At 38.3% G+C, this 14,037-nt stretch carries 14 protein-coding genes and 2 pseudogenes; 10 read left to right on the forward strand and 6 right to left on the reverse strand.

Annotated elements, in window-relative coordinates; genetic code table 11:
- Nucleotides 1–29: 29 nt before the first annotated feature.
- The 3 genes from recQ to lexA all read right to left on the reverse strand — a co-directional run bounded on the left by recQ (nt 30) and on the right by lexA (nt 2,861).
- Nucleotides 30–1,841 (reverse strand): ATP-dependent DNA helicase RecQ, encoded by a 1,812-nt coding sequence (gene recQ, locus EXH44_RS08250; RefSeq protein WP_162857037.1) that lies wholly within the window; start codon nt 1,839–1,841, stop codon nt 30–32.
- Nucleotides 1,841–2,149 (reverse strand): iron donor protein CyaY, encoded by a 309-nt coding sequence (gene cyaY, locus EXH44_RS08255; protein ID WP_012621496.1) that lies wholly within the window; start codon nt 2,147–2,149, stop codon nt 1,841–1,843. Before cyaY ends, recQ begins: the two co-directional genes overlap by 1 nt.
- An 82-nt stretch (nt 2,150–2,231) precedes the next feature.
- Nucleotides 2,232–2,861: a transcriptional repressor LexA gene (lexA, locus tag EXH44_RS08260; RefSeq protein WP_162857038.1), complete on the reverse strand. Its 630-nt coding sequence runs from the start codon at nt 2,859–2,861 to the stop codon at nt 2,232–2,234.
- A 244-nt stretch (nt 2,862–3,105) separates the two neighbouring features.
- Here lexA and EXH44_RS08265 point away from each other — a divergent pair, with 244 nt between their 5' ends.
- From EXH44_RS08265 to EXH44_RS08280, 4 genes and pseudogenes are all read left to right on the forward strand, one after another.
- On the forward strand, nt 3,106–3,552 hold the full coding sequence (locus tag EXH44_RS08265; RefSeq protein WP_162857039.1) for an HvfX family Cu-binding RiPP maturation protein: 447 nt from the start codon (nt 3,106–3,108) through the stop codon (nt 3,550–3,552).
- 20 nt (nt 3,553–3,572) lie between these two features.
- The gene (hvfA, locus tag EXH44_RS08270; protein WP_162857040.1) at nt 3,573–3,875 is read left to right on the forward strand and encodes an oxazolone/thioamide-modified RiPP metallophore HvfA; all 303 of its coding nucleotides are present in this window, start codon (nt 3,573–3,575) and stop codon (nt 3,873–3,875) included.
- Between the two features lie 68 nt (nt 3,876–3,943).
- Nucleotides 3,944–4,342: pseudogene (locus tag EXH44_RS08275) on the forward strand (multinuclear nonheme iron-dependent oxidase); the annotation flags it as partial.
- Between the two features lie 84 nt (nt 4,343–4,426).
- Nucleotides 4,427–5,401 carry an IS30-like element ISApl1 family transposase gene (locus EXH44_RS08280; RefSeq protein ID WP_012478345.1) on the forward strand — a complete coding sequence of 325 codons (975 nt, stop codon included), beginning with the start codon at nt 4,427–4,429 and terminating at the stop codon, nt 5,399–5,401.
- Between the two features lie 232 nt (nt 5,402–5,633).
- Here EXH44_RS08280 and estT read toward each other — a convergent pair whose 3' ends face one another.
- Nucleotides 5,634–6,482 carry a macrolide hydrolase EstT gene (gene estT / locus EXH44_RS08285; protein ID WP_244238718.1) on the reverse strand — a complete coding sequence of 283 codons (849 nt, stop codon included), beginning with the start codon at nt 6,480–6,482 and terminating at the stop codon, nt 5,634–5,636.
- Nucleotides 6,483–6,889: 407 nt separating this feature from the next.
- On the opposite strand from estT, the gene EXH44_RS08290 reads away from it, so the two are divergent.
- From EXH44_RS08290 to plsB, 6 genes and pseudogenes are all read left to right on the forward strand, one after another.
- Nucleotides 6,890–7,864 (forward strand): IS30-like element ISApl1 family transposase, encoded by a 975-nt coding sequence (locus EXH44_RS08290; RefSeq protein WP_075283441.1) that lies wholly within the window; start codon nt 6,890–6,892, stop codon nt 7,862–7,864.
- Nucleotides 7,865–7,874: 10 nt separating this feature from the next.
- Nucleotides 7,875–8,375: pseudogene (locus EXH44_RS08295) on the forward strand (multinuclear nonheme iron-dependent oxidase); the annotation flags it as partial.
- Nucleotides 8,376–8,383: 8 nt separating this feature from the next.
- Nucleotides 8,384–9,118, forward strand: coding sequence for an HvfC family RiPP maturation protein (locus tag EXH44_RS08300; RefSeq protein WP_162857043.1), 735 nt, complete (start codon nt 8,384–8,386; stop codon nt 9,116–9,118).
- A 2-nt stretch (nt 9,119–9,120) separates the two neighbouring features.
- Nucleotides 9,121–9,696, forward strand: coding sequence for a sigma-70 family RNA polymerase sigma factor (locus EXH44_RS08305; protein ID WP_162857044.1), 576 nt, complete (start codon nt 9,121–9,123; stop codon nt 9,694–9,696).
- A gap of 1 nt (nt 9,697) precedes the next feature.
- Entirely contained in the window at nt 9,698–9,913 is a 216-nt protein-coding gene (locus EXH44_RS08310; RefSeq protein ID WP_162857045.1) for an anti-sigma factor family protein, read from the forward strand.
- Between the two features lie 176 nt (nt 9,914–10,089).
- Complete coding sequence (gene plsB, locus EXH44_RS08315; RefSeq protein WP_162857046.1) at nt 10,090–12,549, forward strand: glycerol-3-phosphate 1-O-acyltransferase PlsB; 2,460 nt, start codon at nt 10,090–10,092, stop codon at nt 12,547–12,549.
- Nucleotides 12,550–12,630: 81 nt separating this feature from the next.
- Here plsB and EXH44_RS08320 read toward each other — a convergent pair whose 3' ends face one another.
- Together EXH44_RS08320 and EXH44_RS11190 are read right to left on the reverse strand one after the other, a co-directional pair.
- Nucleotides 12,631–13,578, reverse strand: coding sequence for a bile acid:sodium symporter family protein (locus tag EXH44_RS08320; protein ID WP_162857047.1), 948 nt, complete (start codon nt 13,576–13,578; stop codon nt 12,631–12,633).
- 110 nt (nt 13,579–13,688) lie between these two features.
- Nucleotides 13,689–14,012: a GNAT family N-acetyltransferase gene (locus tag EXH44_RS11190; protein WP_162857558.1), complete on the reverse strand. Its 324-nt coding sequence runs from the start codon at nt 14,010–14,012 to the stop codon at nt 13,689–13,691.
- Nucleotides 14,013–14,037 lie beyond the last annotated feature (25 nt).

Raw genomic sequence — 14,037 nt, forward strand, 5'->3', positions numbered from 1 at the left:
CGTACTAGTAGGCATTTTTTATAAATATATTATTCGCGATTTAGATGCGCGCGAATCAAGGTTAAAAAGGCATCACCAAATCTTTCTAATTTACGTTCCCCTACACCATTAATAGAAAGCATTTCATCTGCGGTTGTTGGTGTAAACTCCGCCATTTCTTGTAAGGTAGCATCATTGAAAACGACATAAGGAGGAATATTTTCTTTGTCGGCAATCTGTTTACGTAAAAAGCGTAAACGAGCAAAAAGATCTTTATCATACCGCTTGCTAGCTTGCTGTTTTTGCACATAAGCTGTCGCCGAAAAACTTAAACGTGGAGAAGCCAGTGCCAAGGCTGTTTCACCGCGTAAGATGGGGCGAGCTTGCTCTGTGAGTTGTAACGCAGAATGATTAACGATATTTTGGCGAATAAAGCCGAGATGAATGAGTTGGCGAGTAACACTAATCCAGTATTCTTGAGATTTATCTTTGCCAATTCCATACACGGATAAGCTGTCGTGTTGGCATTCACGGATTTTTTGCTGGTTTAAGCCCCGAAGAACTGCAATAATATGATGTAAGCCGAAGCGTTGTCCTGTGCGGTAAATGACCGACATCACTTTTTGTGCATCAACCAAGCCGTCATACTTTTTCGGTGGGTCAAGGCAAATGTCACAATTTTGACAGGCGATTTGGCGTGTTTCACCAAAATAGTTGAGTAACACAAGGCGACGGCAAGTTTGCGATTCGGCAAAGGCACCGATGGCTTGTAATTTATGTTGCTCAATTTGACGTTGTTCGCTTTCTGGTTTTTCTAATAATACTTTGTTTAGCCAACCATAATCCGCCGGATCGTAAAATAACACTGCTTCGGCAGGAAGATCATCTCGCCCTGCTCGCCCTGTTTCTTGATAATAGGCTTCAATGCTTCTTGGAAGATCAAAATGCACGACAAAACGCACATTGGATTTGTTGATCCCCATTCCAAAGGCAACAGTAGCAACGACAATTTGAATATTATCTCGTTGAAAAGCATTTTGAACGGTTTCCCGTTGTTGCACCGTCATTCCTGCGTGATATCCCATGACAGAAAAACGACGAGCGGAAAGTTTTTCTGTAAGTTCTTCAACTTTCTTACGGCTATTACAATAAACAATACCGCTCTTCCCTTGCTGACTACTGATAAATTTGATCAGCTGATCCACAGGTTTAAATTTTTCCTGCACCGTATAGCGAATGTTAGGACGATCAAAACTTCCTAAATAAGTGTGGGGATCTTCTAGCTTAAGATGATGAATAATATCAAAACGGGTTGTCGGATCTGCGGTTGCTGTCAAAGCAACAAGCGGTATGTTTGGGAAAGTTTTTCGCAAACCGCCTAACAAGGTGTATTCAGGGCGAAAATCGTGTCCCCATTGAGATACGCAATGGGCTTCATCGACTGCAATCAGGCTAATTTTGCATAAGGAGATAAATTGGAAAAAATTGGATGTCATTACCTTTTCGGGCGAAAGGTAAAGTAGCTTGAGTTGCCCTGAAATCACTTTTTGTTCAATCGCTTGTTGTTCTTCAATCGTTTGGGTGGAATTGATATAGCCAGCTTCAACACCATTGGTAAGCAGTTGATCTACCTGATCTTTCATTAGCGAAATTAAAGGCGAGATCACAAGGGTTATGCCTTCAAAACAGAGAGCTGGCACTTGATAACAAAGGGATTTTCCTCCCCCTGTTGTCATAATCACCAAGCAATCTTTACCCGACAAGATCGCTTCAATCACTTCTGATTGACCTTGTCGGAAAGATTGGTAGCCGAAAACGTTATGTAAAACCGTTTCAGCTTTGGCAAGCGGTGTAACTGACATTAGCTAAAAGAGATTGTTTCGCCGTGACGAGCGACAGCCTCTTCTAAATGTGTCCAAAATGAACGACCTTCCGCACTGACCCAATCGCCATCACGGTAAGCAAAGTGATAACCACCTAATTTACTTGCCAGCCAGAGTTCAAGCATTGCTTCTTGCTTGTTAATGACAATTTGTGAATCATCATCAAAAGTAATGGTAAAAACCGCCCCTTGTGTTTCACAATCGACATCACAACCTTGTTCTTCAAGTTGCTCTTCAATTTGTTCCCACACTTGTTCAATCGCTTGATGAAATTCTGCTAAATTCATAAATAATCTCTTCGTAAAGCCAAAATTTGAAAGGCGTTATTTTGGATTTTTCTGAACATTTTTTCAATCGAAATCTGAAGGATTACATCCAAGCGTTGCTACGAATAACTCCGACAGCAATGCCTTCGATTTCAATATAAGATTGACGAGGATCGACGACAATCGGCTCTAATTCATCATTTTCTGGGTGTAAATAGATTAAATCGCCTTTTTTCTCTAAGCGTTTGACGGTGACTTCATCATCAACACGGGCGACAACGACTTGCCCATTACGAACAGATTTAGTTTTATGCACTGCAAGTAAATCACCATCTAAGATGCCAATTTTCTCCATTGAGTTACCATTTACTTTCAACAGATAATCTGCAGAAGGTGTGAACATGGCGCCATTGACAGGGTAGTGTCTTTCGATATGTTCAATGGCTTCAATTGGCGTACCTGCGGCAACTTTGCCAATAAGTGGTAAACCTTCTGCATCATTAGCGGCCTCATCTTCCACTAAAATTCGAATACCACGAGAAGTACCAGCAAGCATTTCAATATAGCCTTTACGGGCTAGCGCTTTGAGATGTTCTTCCGCTGCATTTGGAGACTTAAAGCCAATATCTCGCGCAATTTCAACGCGAGTAGGTGGCATTCCTGTTGTTTCAATGTAATTTCTGACAAAGTCCAAAATTTCTTGCTGACGAGCAGTTAAGTGTTGACGTTTCATTATTTATTTCCTTACTGTCTTTATATACAGAAAATAATGACATTATATACAGTAAAATTTTGATTGCAACGAAATAATTTTAGATTTCTGTAAGAAATTCAAGCACAGCAGACTAAGTCTTATCCACATCCCAAACTGACTTTTAAAATATAAAGACTATATGTCCTAAATATCTAAAAATATTTTGTCAGAAATCTCTGTTATCTTCGTCTAATCAATAAAACCACAAAACAAAAGGAACATTATGATTCAAAATGTATTAGCAGGATTTAGTTTACTGGGCTTACGTTTATTTGTTGCTTATGAATTTTTTGAAGCAGGGTTAGAAAAATGGTATGGGCAAAATTGGTTTGCTGATATTCAAGAGCAGTTTCCGTTTCCATTTTATTTACTACCTTCTGAAATAAACTGGGCATTTGCTATGGGAGCAGAATTGTTATTCCCACTGTTATTAGTAGTAGGGCTATTTACTCGCTTTAGTGCTTTAGGTTTATCTGTACTCACTATCGTAGCTTGGTATGCAGTACATTCTGGTATGGGGTATAACGTCTGCCAAAATGGTTACAAGATGGCACTGGTTTACCTAGTAATTTTAGCGCCTTTGATGTTTCAAGGTGCAGGTATGGTTTCTGTGGATTTTTGGCTACAGAAAAGGTTTTCAGCCAAACTAACTTGGTTGAAATTTTGTTAATCATTATAAAGGTGATCTCAATGAAAAAAACAACATTAATGGCACTTGCAGGTGCATTATCAATGGCAGTTTCAGCTCAAGCTCAAACTGATAAGACAGCAGAAACTTGTGTGGAAATGCAAGGTGAAAAGTGTGTCAAAACTAAAGCGACTGAAGGGAAATGTGGTGAAGGGAAATGCGGTTCTGATGCCAAAAAATCAACTACACCGAAGTCTGCAGAAGGCAAATGTGGGGAAGGTAAGTGCGGTGCTGAAGCGACTAAAATGTCAGCTACAAAAACGGCAGAAGGCAAATGTGGCGAAGGTAAATGCGGAAGTAAATGATGGGAAAATAATGGTGGGGTTAACCTACCATTTCACTATTTTTGAATAAAATTGAATTATAAGGAATGATGATGTTAGTGGGTTCAGGCTTGGGCTATCGCCGTGATCTTGCCAATGGTTTTTTACAATTACCTACACAAAGTGCGGTTCAATTCATTGAAATTGCTCCTGAAAATTGGGTCAAGATGGGTGGTTCAGCTCGTTATCAATTTGATCAGGTTGCGGAACGTTTTCCTGTTGCGGTGCATGGTTTATCTCTTTCTTTAGGGGGGCAAGCACCTCTTGATAAGGAGTTATTAAAGTCAATTAAAATATTGATGAAGCAATATGGATCAACATTTTTTTCAGAACATTTGAGCTATTGCGAATGTGAAGGGCATTTATATGATTTATTACCTATGCCTTTTACTGATGAAGCTGTATTGCATACGGCACAACGTATTCGTGAAGTCCAAGATTATTTAGGCTGAATTTACAATCCAAGTGCAACAAAAAAAGAAGTACTCATCAACTAGAATATAATTTTGTTTCCACACAAAAACCACTTCCAAATGATGAGTACTTCCTACCGACATCTTACAATAAACGAGCGAGAAAAGATAATGATTTTACTCGCACAGGGCAAAAAACAAGCAGAAATTGCCAAAGCACTGGGACGTAGCTCCAGCACCATTTCTCGCGAGCTGAAACGACACGCTCTAGAAAGCTACAGTGCAACGAACGCACAAAACAGCTATTTGAAGCATCGTCAAAATAGCAAAGCACAGCGCAAATTAGAGCAGCCTGAATATTTCAATTTGGTGCAAGAAAAGTTTCTGACAGAAAACTGGTCGCCCGAACAAATCAGCGCACGATTAAAATTGGAAAAATCTGAATTATCCATTAGTTATTCAACCATTTATCGTGGTATTTATTCAGGGTTGTTTGATATAGGCGAACGCAAAGCCAGTCGCAAACTGCGCCACAAAGGCAAAACACGGCATACAAAAAATCATCATGAAAAACGTGGCAAAATTCAGATATCCAACCATTTGAACGACCGTCCCATTTCGGCGCAAAATCGCAGTCGCTTTGGACATTGGGAAGCCGATACCGTACTGGGTAAAGCGGGTGGAGCTTGTTTGCTGACGCTGACGGAACGCAAAAGTCGTTTTGAGTTGGTGAAGAAAATTCCTGCCAAAAAAGCCGAAGCAGTCCAAAAAGCCATGATTGAATTGCTGGATTCACATATATTGCGGTCAATTACGCCAGACCGTGGTAAAGAATTTGCCCAACATCGTTTGGTAACAGAAGCACTGGGTGTAGAATTTTACTTCCCCGAGCCGCATCAACCGTGGACACGGGGAACGAATGAAAATACAAATGGGTTACTTCGTGAATACTTTCCGAAGCACCAAGACATCAATCAGTGGAGCGAAGTTGATATTCAACAGGTGATCAATAAACTGAATTTACGACCACGTAAATGTTTAGGTTGGAAAACACCTTATGAAGTTTACTTCAAAAAATCGTTGCACTTGGTTTGACAATTCAAGTTTTATCTATTTTTTAGGTTTTCAGTCATTTCTGTTTTAGTTCGATTTTTTTAGCACAGTCGTCCTACGCTTGCCTGTAACGGTTAGTATATGAAAAGTAGGCGATTTCGAAGTGCCAAATTTTCGGTTAAGCACAAAGTATAATACGAGCCAAAAGCCTTGAATTTACTACTGTTTCGCCTATTTTTTATATACATTGTTAGCGGGTCGTTATTTTTGTTTATCAGTCATTTATGTGTTTTTCTATTCCATCAATTATTGATTTCCAATCATCAACGTGTAATTCGTGTCCTGTACCTTCAAGGGTGATTAGATTTGAACCTTTTATTTTTTCTAGTAAAAAACCTGCATTCTTATAATGCCAAATTTTGTCGTCTGTTCCGTGGATAATTAAGGTGGGTTGTTTGATTTCGTTTAATCTGTTCCAATATTCTTCACCACCACCACCTTGCGATGCAGCGTGATTGAACATACTTATATAATTGTTTGCTCTATTGAACTCAGCTCTTATCAGCTTTTCACTTCTTTGTTTATCAAATTGTTTCTTGCCACTCATTAATTCTGCACCCTGAATTAAATAGTTTACCACACTGTCTTCATTTGACCAATCGACTGTGCCTGCTTTACCATGGAAATCTAAAATACGTGTGTCCATCTCAGGAATAGTTGGGTCCGAGTCTCCCCAAGGGCCTGTAGACATAAGTGTTAATGAGCTAACTCTATCGGCAAACTTTATAGCTGCTATTTGTGTAATTAGCCCACCTAATGACATACCCACAAAATGTGCTTTGTCAATCTTGTAGCCATCCAATATTGAAATAGCGTCATTAGTTAAGTCAACAATATCGTATGGAGTAGAACCTGGTTCATAATTAGTGGATTTTCCTACATCTCTGTTGTCGTAACGAATAACAAAAAATCCTTTTTCAGATAATTGTTGGCAAAATTCAGTGTCCCAATACAGCATTGATACGGTTGCACCTGCTACCAAAAGGATTGCTGGATTTTTCTTATTTCCAAAACTTTCCGTACAGAGTTCAATGCCGTTTGTTTTAATTATTTTCTCTTTCATTTCTGTTTTCCTTTGTTTGCAACTGATTATTATCAGTCCTAAAATTAATATCCAAAGTAGTTTTTTTTTCATTTATCAATGTTTAACTGTTATGCTGGTATCTTTCACAATGCCCGCTAACGCCCAAATATACGAACATTCGTTTATTTTGCACATATATATTGCGTATATCTATTTTATTTGTAATTTTGTATATAGTTGAAAAATAATTTATGAGTTAAATACGATGCAAATATAAACTAGTTTATTTTATAAACCAAATATTTTTAAAAAAAACAGAAGATTGAAAAAACTTCTGCTCTTGTGTTTATAAAATTCTATGCTGAATTTACAATCCAAGTGCAACAAAAAAAGAAGTACTCATCAACTAGAATATAATTTTGTTTCCACACAAAAACCATTTCCAAATGATGAGTACTTCCTACCGACATCTTACAATAAACGAGCGAGAAAAGATAATGATTTTACTCGCACAGGGCAAAAAACAAGCAGAAATTGCCAAAGCACTGGGACGTAGCTCCAGCACCATTTCTCGCGAGCTGAAACGACACGCTCTAGAAAGCTACAGTGCAACGAACGCACAAAACAGCTATTTGAAGCATCGTCAAAACAGCAAAGCACAGCGCAAATTAGAGCAGCCTGAATATTTCAATTTGGTGCAAGAAAAGTTTCTGACAGAAAACTGGTCGCCCGAACAAATCAGCGCACGATTAAAATTGGAAAAATCTGAATTATCCATTAGTTATTCAACCATTTATCGTGGTATTTATTCAGGGTTGTTTGATATAGGCGAACGCAAAGCCAGTCGCAAACTGCGCCACAAAGGCAAAACACGGCATACAAAAAATCATCATGAAAAACGTGGCAAAATTCAGATATCCAACCATTTGAACGACCGTCCCATTTCGGCGCAAAATCGCAGTCGCTTTGGGCATTGGGAAGCCGATACCGTACTGGGTAAAGCGGGTGGAGCTTGTTTGCTGACGCTGACGGAACGCAAAAGTCGTTTTGAGTTGGTGAAGAAAATTCCTGCCAAAAAAGCCGAAGCAGTCCAAAAAGCCATGATTGAATTGCTGGATTCACATATATTGCGGTCAATTACGCCAGACCGTGGTAAAGAATTTGCCCAACATCGTTTGGTAACAGAAGCACTGGGTGTAGAATTTTACTTCCCCGAGCCGCATCAACCGTGGACACGGGGAACGAATGAAAATACAAATGGGTTACTTCGTGAATACTTTCCGAAGCACCAAGACATCAATCAGTGGAGCGAAGTTGATATTCAACAGGTGGTCAATAAACTGAATTTACGACCACGTAAATGTTTAGGTTGGAAAACACCTTATGAAGTTTACTTCAAAAAAACGTTGCACTTGGTTTGACAATTCAAGAGGTTTAAAAATTGCACTTGAAAATACCTCATATTATTTACATTCACCCACTAGCACCATGAATGAAGTCGAGTTTCTAAATGCGATTGCTCAAGAAGCAGATTGTGACATTCATCTTGATGTAAACAATATTTATGTAAATGGGGTCAATCATGGTTTGTTAGACCCTTATCAATTTATCGATCAAGTGGATCATAAAAGGGTAAGTTATATCCATATTGCAGGACACAATGAAGAGCAAGAGGTGTTACCCGAAGTAAATACAGGTGAGGAAGCCTTTAATAAAGTTCAAGGTGAATTTCGTCATTTACCGCAATTGTTAATTGACACTCACGGAGAGAAGGTTAAAGGTTCTGTATGGGATTTGCTTGCTTACACTTATCAACGTTTACCCCATATTCCTCCGACATTATTAGAACGTGATTTTAATTTTCCACCGTTTATGGAACTTTATGCCGAAGTGGAACATATCGCTCGGTTACAACGACAATACGCTAAGTAGAGGAAAAAATGGCCGATAAACAGACCGCTCTTGCACAAACACAACGGGCTTTTGCCAATGCAATAAGAACAAAAGATTGCACTTTGCTTCAGGGTGTAGAGCCTCATCGTTTACGTATTTATGCACAGTTAGTTCGTAACAGTACTTTGGGATTTATTCAACGTTGTTTTACTGAAACACCAAAGCACTGTGATCCTGAGCAATGGCAACAGCTTCAAGAAGATTTTATCCAAACGGGACAAGCTCATTCACCATATTTCCAAGAAATTGCACTTGAATTTTTGCATTTTTGTCAGCAACAACAGAGAGTAAGTGCTGATATTTTGGCATTAATGGATTTTGAATATTCTCAGCTACTTGCTGAAGTGGCGTTTGCGGAGATCCCTACACATTTTTCTTGGGATGCCGACACACTAATGCAACTTTCACCTGTTACTTACCTCAAACATTATGATGTAAATTTTTTGAAAAATCAGTTTGAGCAAATAATTTCCCAACCAAGTTATCTTATTATTTGGCGAAATCGTAAATTTGATGTTTACTACCAAGAAATAAGTGAGTTGGATTTTTATTTATTATCCTGTTTACAAGAGCAACCCTTAAGTTTAAATCAATTAACGGAAGAGCTAACTCAATTGTTATCCGTAGAACAAATCTCCATATCTTTAATTCAGAATATTTGGCAAAAGTGGATTAACGCACAGGTGATTTTTCCTTCTCAAATTAAGCAACAAGCCGAGTAAAAATGCAAACTGACTATTTAACATGCATTCCCCCAGAGCAACTAGGAAAACTTCGCAAGCAAATGTTGCAATTTGCCCGCTTGCAACTTAATGATCAATCTCTCGCTGAAGACATGGTTCAAGAGGCATTAAGCAGTGCCTACCAATATGCCGATAAATTTCTAGGAGAAGCCTCTCTCAAAACTTGGATTTTTGCTATTTTGAAAAACAAAATCATAGATAATCTAAGACAGCGACAGAAATGGGTGACTGAAAGCGACTTAGAATGCGACAATCTTCATCTTGCAGAGCAGATTTTTAAGCAAGGGAAATGGGACGATAGTGCCTTTCAACCAAGCGAATGGCAGGGAGTAGAACAATGTCTTTATCGCAAAGAGTTTTGGGTAATTTTTGAGTATTGCCTTAATCAGTTGCCTGCGATACAAGCTCGTGTATTTATGATGCGACATCATTTAGAGTTAGATAGCCAGATGATTTGCCAAGAGTGTGATATTTCTACTAGCAATTTACATACCTTGTTATATAGAGCTAGGCTACAACTACAAGTCTGTTTATCACAAAAATGGTTTGGAGAATAAAATGTTTAATTGTCAACGAATTAGTGAATTAATCTCTTTACAACAAGAGCAATCTCTTCGTAAAAGCCAGTATATTCAACTTAAAATCCATTTGATGCTTTGTCCCTATTGCCGAGCATTTAAACGTAATACAGATAAGTTAAACCTATTTTTAAAAGGATTTTGTCAAGGTTGCGAAGGTGATAAATTAAAAGTAGAAAAATCAGAGATAAAATAATCTTTATAAAAAGTAGGTCAAAAAACTGTATCATTACTTTTTAAAAATATCGTATTTTTATATGCTGCGGTATTTTTATTCTTTAACTTTTATGCAGAAACTCAGATTTCCTTAAGAAATTTATGCTAAACTGCATACCGTTTTAATCCGATCATAATTATTAAAAGGATATAAAAATGTCTAGCCTACTAACTCTTTATCGTAAAGTGCTGAATTTACCACTTTCACTGCTTGTCAAATCTCGTGCTATTCCAACTAACCCTGTTGAAGAACTTGGACTAAGTTTGGAGCAACCTATTGTTTATGTTTTACCTTACACCTCACAGTCTGATTTACTTATCTTACAGAAAAATTGTGAAAAATTAGGTTTGCCCGATCCTTTAGTAAATAACGAAATTCAGGGGCAATCATTACCAAGATTTGTCTTTTTAGATGAAGGTCGTCGCTTTTTTAAATCTAAAGGGGCGAAATCAGAAACCGAATCGGTGTTTTATCGCTATTTAGACCTTAATCGCCAAGATGAAAATCTCAATATTCAGGTCATGCCTGTTTCCGTCCTGTGGGGACGTGCGCCAGGTAAAGAAAAAGGCCTACCTGTTTTACGTTTATTAGGACCATTCCAACGTTTAATCACAATGTTGTGGTTTGGACGAGATAACTTTATTCGCTTTTCACAAGCGGTCTCTTTACGCTATATGATTGCAAATTATGGCTCAGATAAAAATCTTGCCCAAAAACTTGCACGTGTGGCAAAAATGCACTTTGCGAAGCAACGTTATTCCGCAACAGGTCCACAATTACCTGATCGTGAGGCGATGTTTAATAAATTACTGCAATCGCCAGCCATTTTAGCCGCAATTGAAGATGAAGCGAAAAAGCCAAAAGGCTCGCCTGAAAAAGCACGTAAAGAAGCAGAAAAAATCCTTGATGAAATTGCTGCAAATGTTCGCCACGATAGCTTAAGAACCGCAGATCGTGTGTTAAGTTGGCTGTGGAACAAGCTTTATCAAGGGATCAATGTGCAATATGCAGAACGTGTGCGTAAATTAGCATTGGAAGGGCATGAGCTTGTTTATGTTCCATGTCATCGTAGCCACATGGATTATCTATTGCTCTCTTATATTCTTTATCACCAAGGTTTAGTACCGCCACATATTGCAGCAGGTATTAACCTTAACTTCTGGCCAGCAGGACCAATTTTTAGAAGTTGGGGCGCATTCTTTATTCGTCGTACCTTCAAAGGTAATCGCCTTTATTCTACGATTTTCCGTGAATACCTTGCAGAGCTGTTCTATCGTGGCTACTCTGTTGAATATTTTATTGAAGGTGGTCGCTCACGTACAGGACGCTTACTTGATCCGAAAACAGGCATGATGTCGATGACTTTACAGGCATTACAACGTGGTTTAACTCGTCCAATTAGTATTGTGCCAGTTTACATTGGCTATGAGCATGTCTTAGAAGTGGACACTTACGAAAAAGAATTACGCGGAGCAGAAAAAGAGAAAGAAAATGCAGGTTTAGTGTTACGAGTTATTAAGAAATTACGTAACCTTGGGCAAGGTTTCGTTAACTTCGGCGAACCTATCCCATTGAATCACTACTTAAATCAGCATTTTCCTGAATGGAAAGAGCCACATGCAGATGAGAGTGGTCGTCCAAAATGGCTAAACAATGCCGTTGAATCTGTCTCTAAACAAGTGATGGTACATATTAATAATGCAGCAGCCGTAAATGCAAAAAACTTGATTGGCTCTGTGCTATTGGCTTCTCGTCAGCGTTCACTTACAAGAGAACAGCTGATAGAACAAGTGGAAAGCTATATGCAGTTGTTTAAAAATGTGCCTTATACTGCCGATGTTACTTTACCAACAGATTCAGCAGAAGCGATGTTAGAACACGTTATCACCTTACCTCGTTCTGGCGTTGTTTCTGAAAAAGATAACTTTGGCGAAATTATTCGTTTAGAGCGTCAGTCTGCGGTCTTGATGACTTATTACCGTAACAATATTCAACATCTCTTTGTCTTACCATCTTTAGTGGCAAGCATTGTGTTACATCATGAAGCAGTATCGAAAGATCTGATTATTCAAAGTGTGAATCGCATTTATCCGTTCTTACAAGCAGAGCTCTTTATGCACTTTAAAGCGGAAGATGTACGTCATCATGTAGAAGCGATTTTAGCTGAGTTTGTTGATCAAAACCTGATTAAGAATGAAAGCGATATGTTTATGATTAACCGTCAGCGTATTCGTTCTTTACAGTTACATTCATCTGGCGTACGTGAATTACTACAACGTTATTACATCAGTTTGAGTATTTTGATTGAGCAACCTGAAATCAGCCGTAATACCTTAGAGAAAGAGAGCCGTTCAATTGCTCAACGTTTATCAGTTCTGCATGGTATTAATGCACCAGAGTTCTTTGATAAAGCACTGTTCTCGACTTTTAGTAATACCTTAAAAGAGCAAGGTTATTTCGATGAGGACGGCAACACAGTTGTTACCAAAGTACAAGCGACAGAAGAATTGATTCGTGGCTTAATTTCAGTGGAAGTTCAACACACCATTCAAGGTGCTATGGTGAAACTGGAAGACGCTGAGAAAGAGGATTCGGAGCCAGACGCCGATAAATAAAGCTTTTACCTCATCACAAGCGGTCATTTTCCTTCTCTATTTTGCAAAAAATAAGAAGAAACTGACCGCTTGTTTTATGGATTATTTATCTGATTTTTTCTCTTTCATGGCACTAAAAATCATGGCTAAGATTGGGCCAGAAATATTGTGCCAGAAACTAAATACCGCACTTGGTACTGCAATTAATGGGTTTGCTTTAAAGTGGAGGGCTGCTAATGCTGCGCCTAAACCTGAGTTTTGCATACCTACTTCAATAGCAATCGCTTTATTGTCAGCTAATGGTAGCTTAAATGCTTTCGCAACTAAGTAACCTAATGTATAGCCTAAACCATTATGTAGTACAACAATAAAGAAAACGAGTAATCCAGATTCGATAATACGATCTTTACTTACAGCAACAACAGCCGTCACAATTAACACGATTGCAACCACAGAAACAAGAGGCATTGTTTGACTAAATTGATCAATACGTTGTTTAAAGATAGATCGAATGACTAAACCAATAAAAATAGGTAATAAAACCATTTGAAGCACAGAAATAAACATAGCGCCTGCGTTGATATCTAACCATTGACTTGCAAATAGATAGAAAACTGCGGGGGTAAGAATTGGTGCAAGTAATGTCGAAATGGTTGTACAAGCAACAGATAATGCCGTGTTACCACGAGCAAGATATGTCATTACATTGGATGATGTGCCTCCTGGGCAAGCGCCTACCAAAATCACGCCAATTGCTAAGTCTGGTGGTAATTGGAATAGGTTGACAAGTAAGAATGCGATACTTGGCATGATAACAAACTGTGCAACTACACCGATAATAACTCCTTTCGGATTTTTACTGACTTCAGCAAAATCTTTGAAAGAGAGCGTTAATCCCATGCCCAACATGACAATACCGAGTAAGTAAGGAATCCAGGGAACGAATTGTTTGAATGTTTCAGGAAATTGCGCTGCGATAAAAGCAAAAACAACAACCCAAATAGCGAATGTTTTGCTGACAAAGTTAGTGAATTTTAGAAGTTGATTCATAAAATAGCCTTAAGAAAGTTGAAAAAGGCTTAACTTATATCAAGAAATAGAAGTTTTAACAATAATTAAATAAGCCAAATACAAATTTATAACATAAGGTCTCTTTATATTTAAATTCCAAAAGCCTCAGCATAAATAACAGGGCCACTTACGGTAATATCGGAGGAATCCAAGGAACTTATCATAAAATATTCATCAGGTATCTCGAATGGAGCTACAATGCCAAATAATTTCGCAGTTTGATAACCAAATTTCGCATAATAATTGGGATCGCCAAGAACAATAGAATGATGATAGCCTAATTCTTTTGCAATTTGATGCCCTTTTAAAATTAGGCTCGAACCAACGCCTTGTTTTTGAAAATCAGGATGAACGGCAAGTGGAGCTAAAGCAACAGCAATATGTTGCCCAATACGAAGCTGACTAAATAGGATAGGATATAACCTACAATTTTATTTT

This window comes from Actinobacillus indolicus (assembly GCF_004519515.1).
GTDB lineage: Bacteria > Pseudomonadota > Gammaproteobacteria > Enterobacterales > Pasteurellaceae > Glaesserella > Glaesserella indolica_A.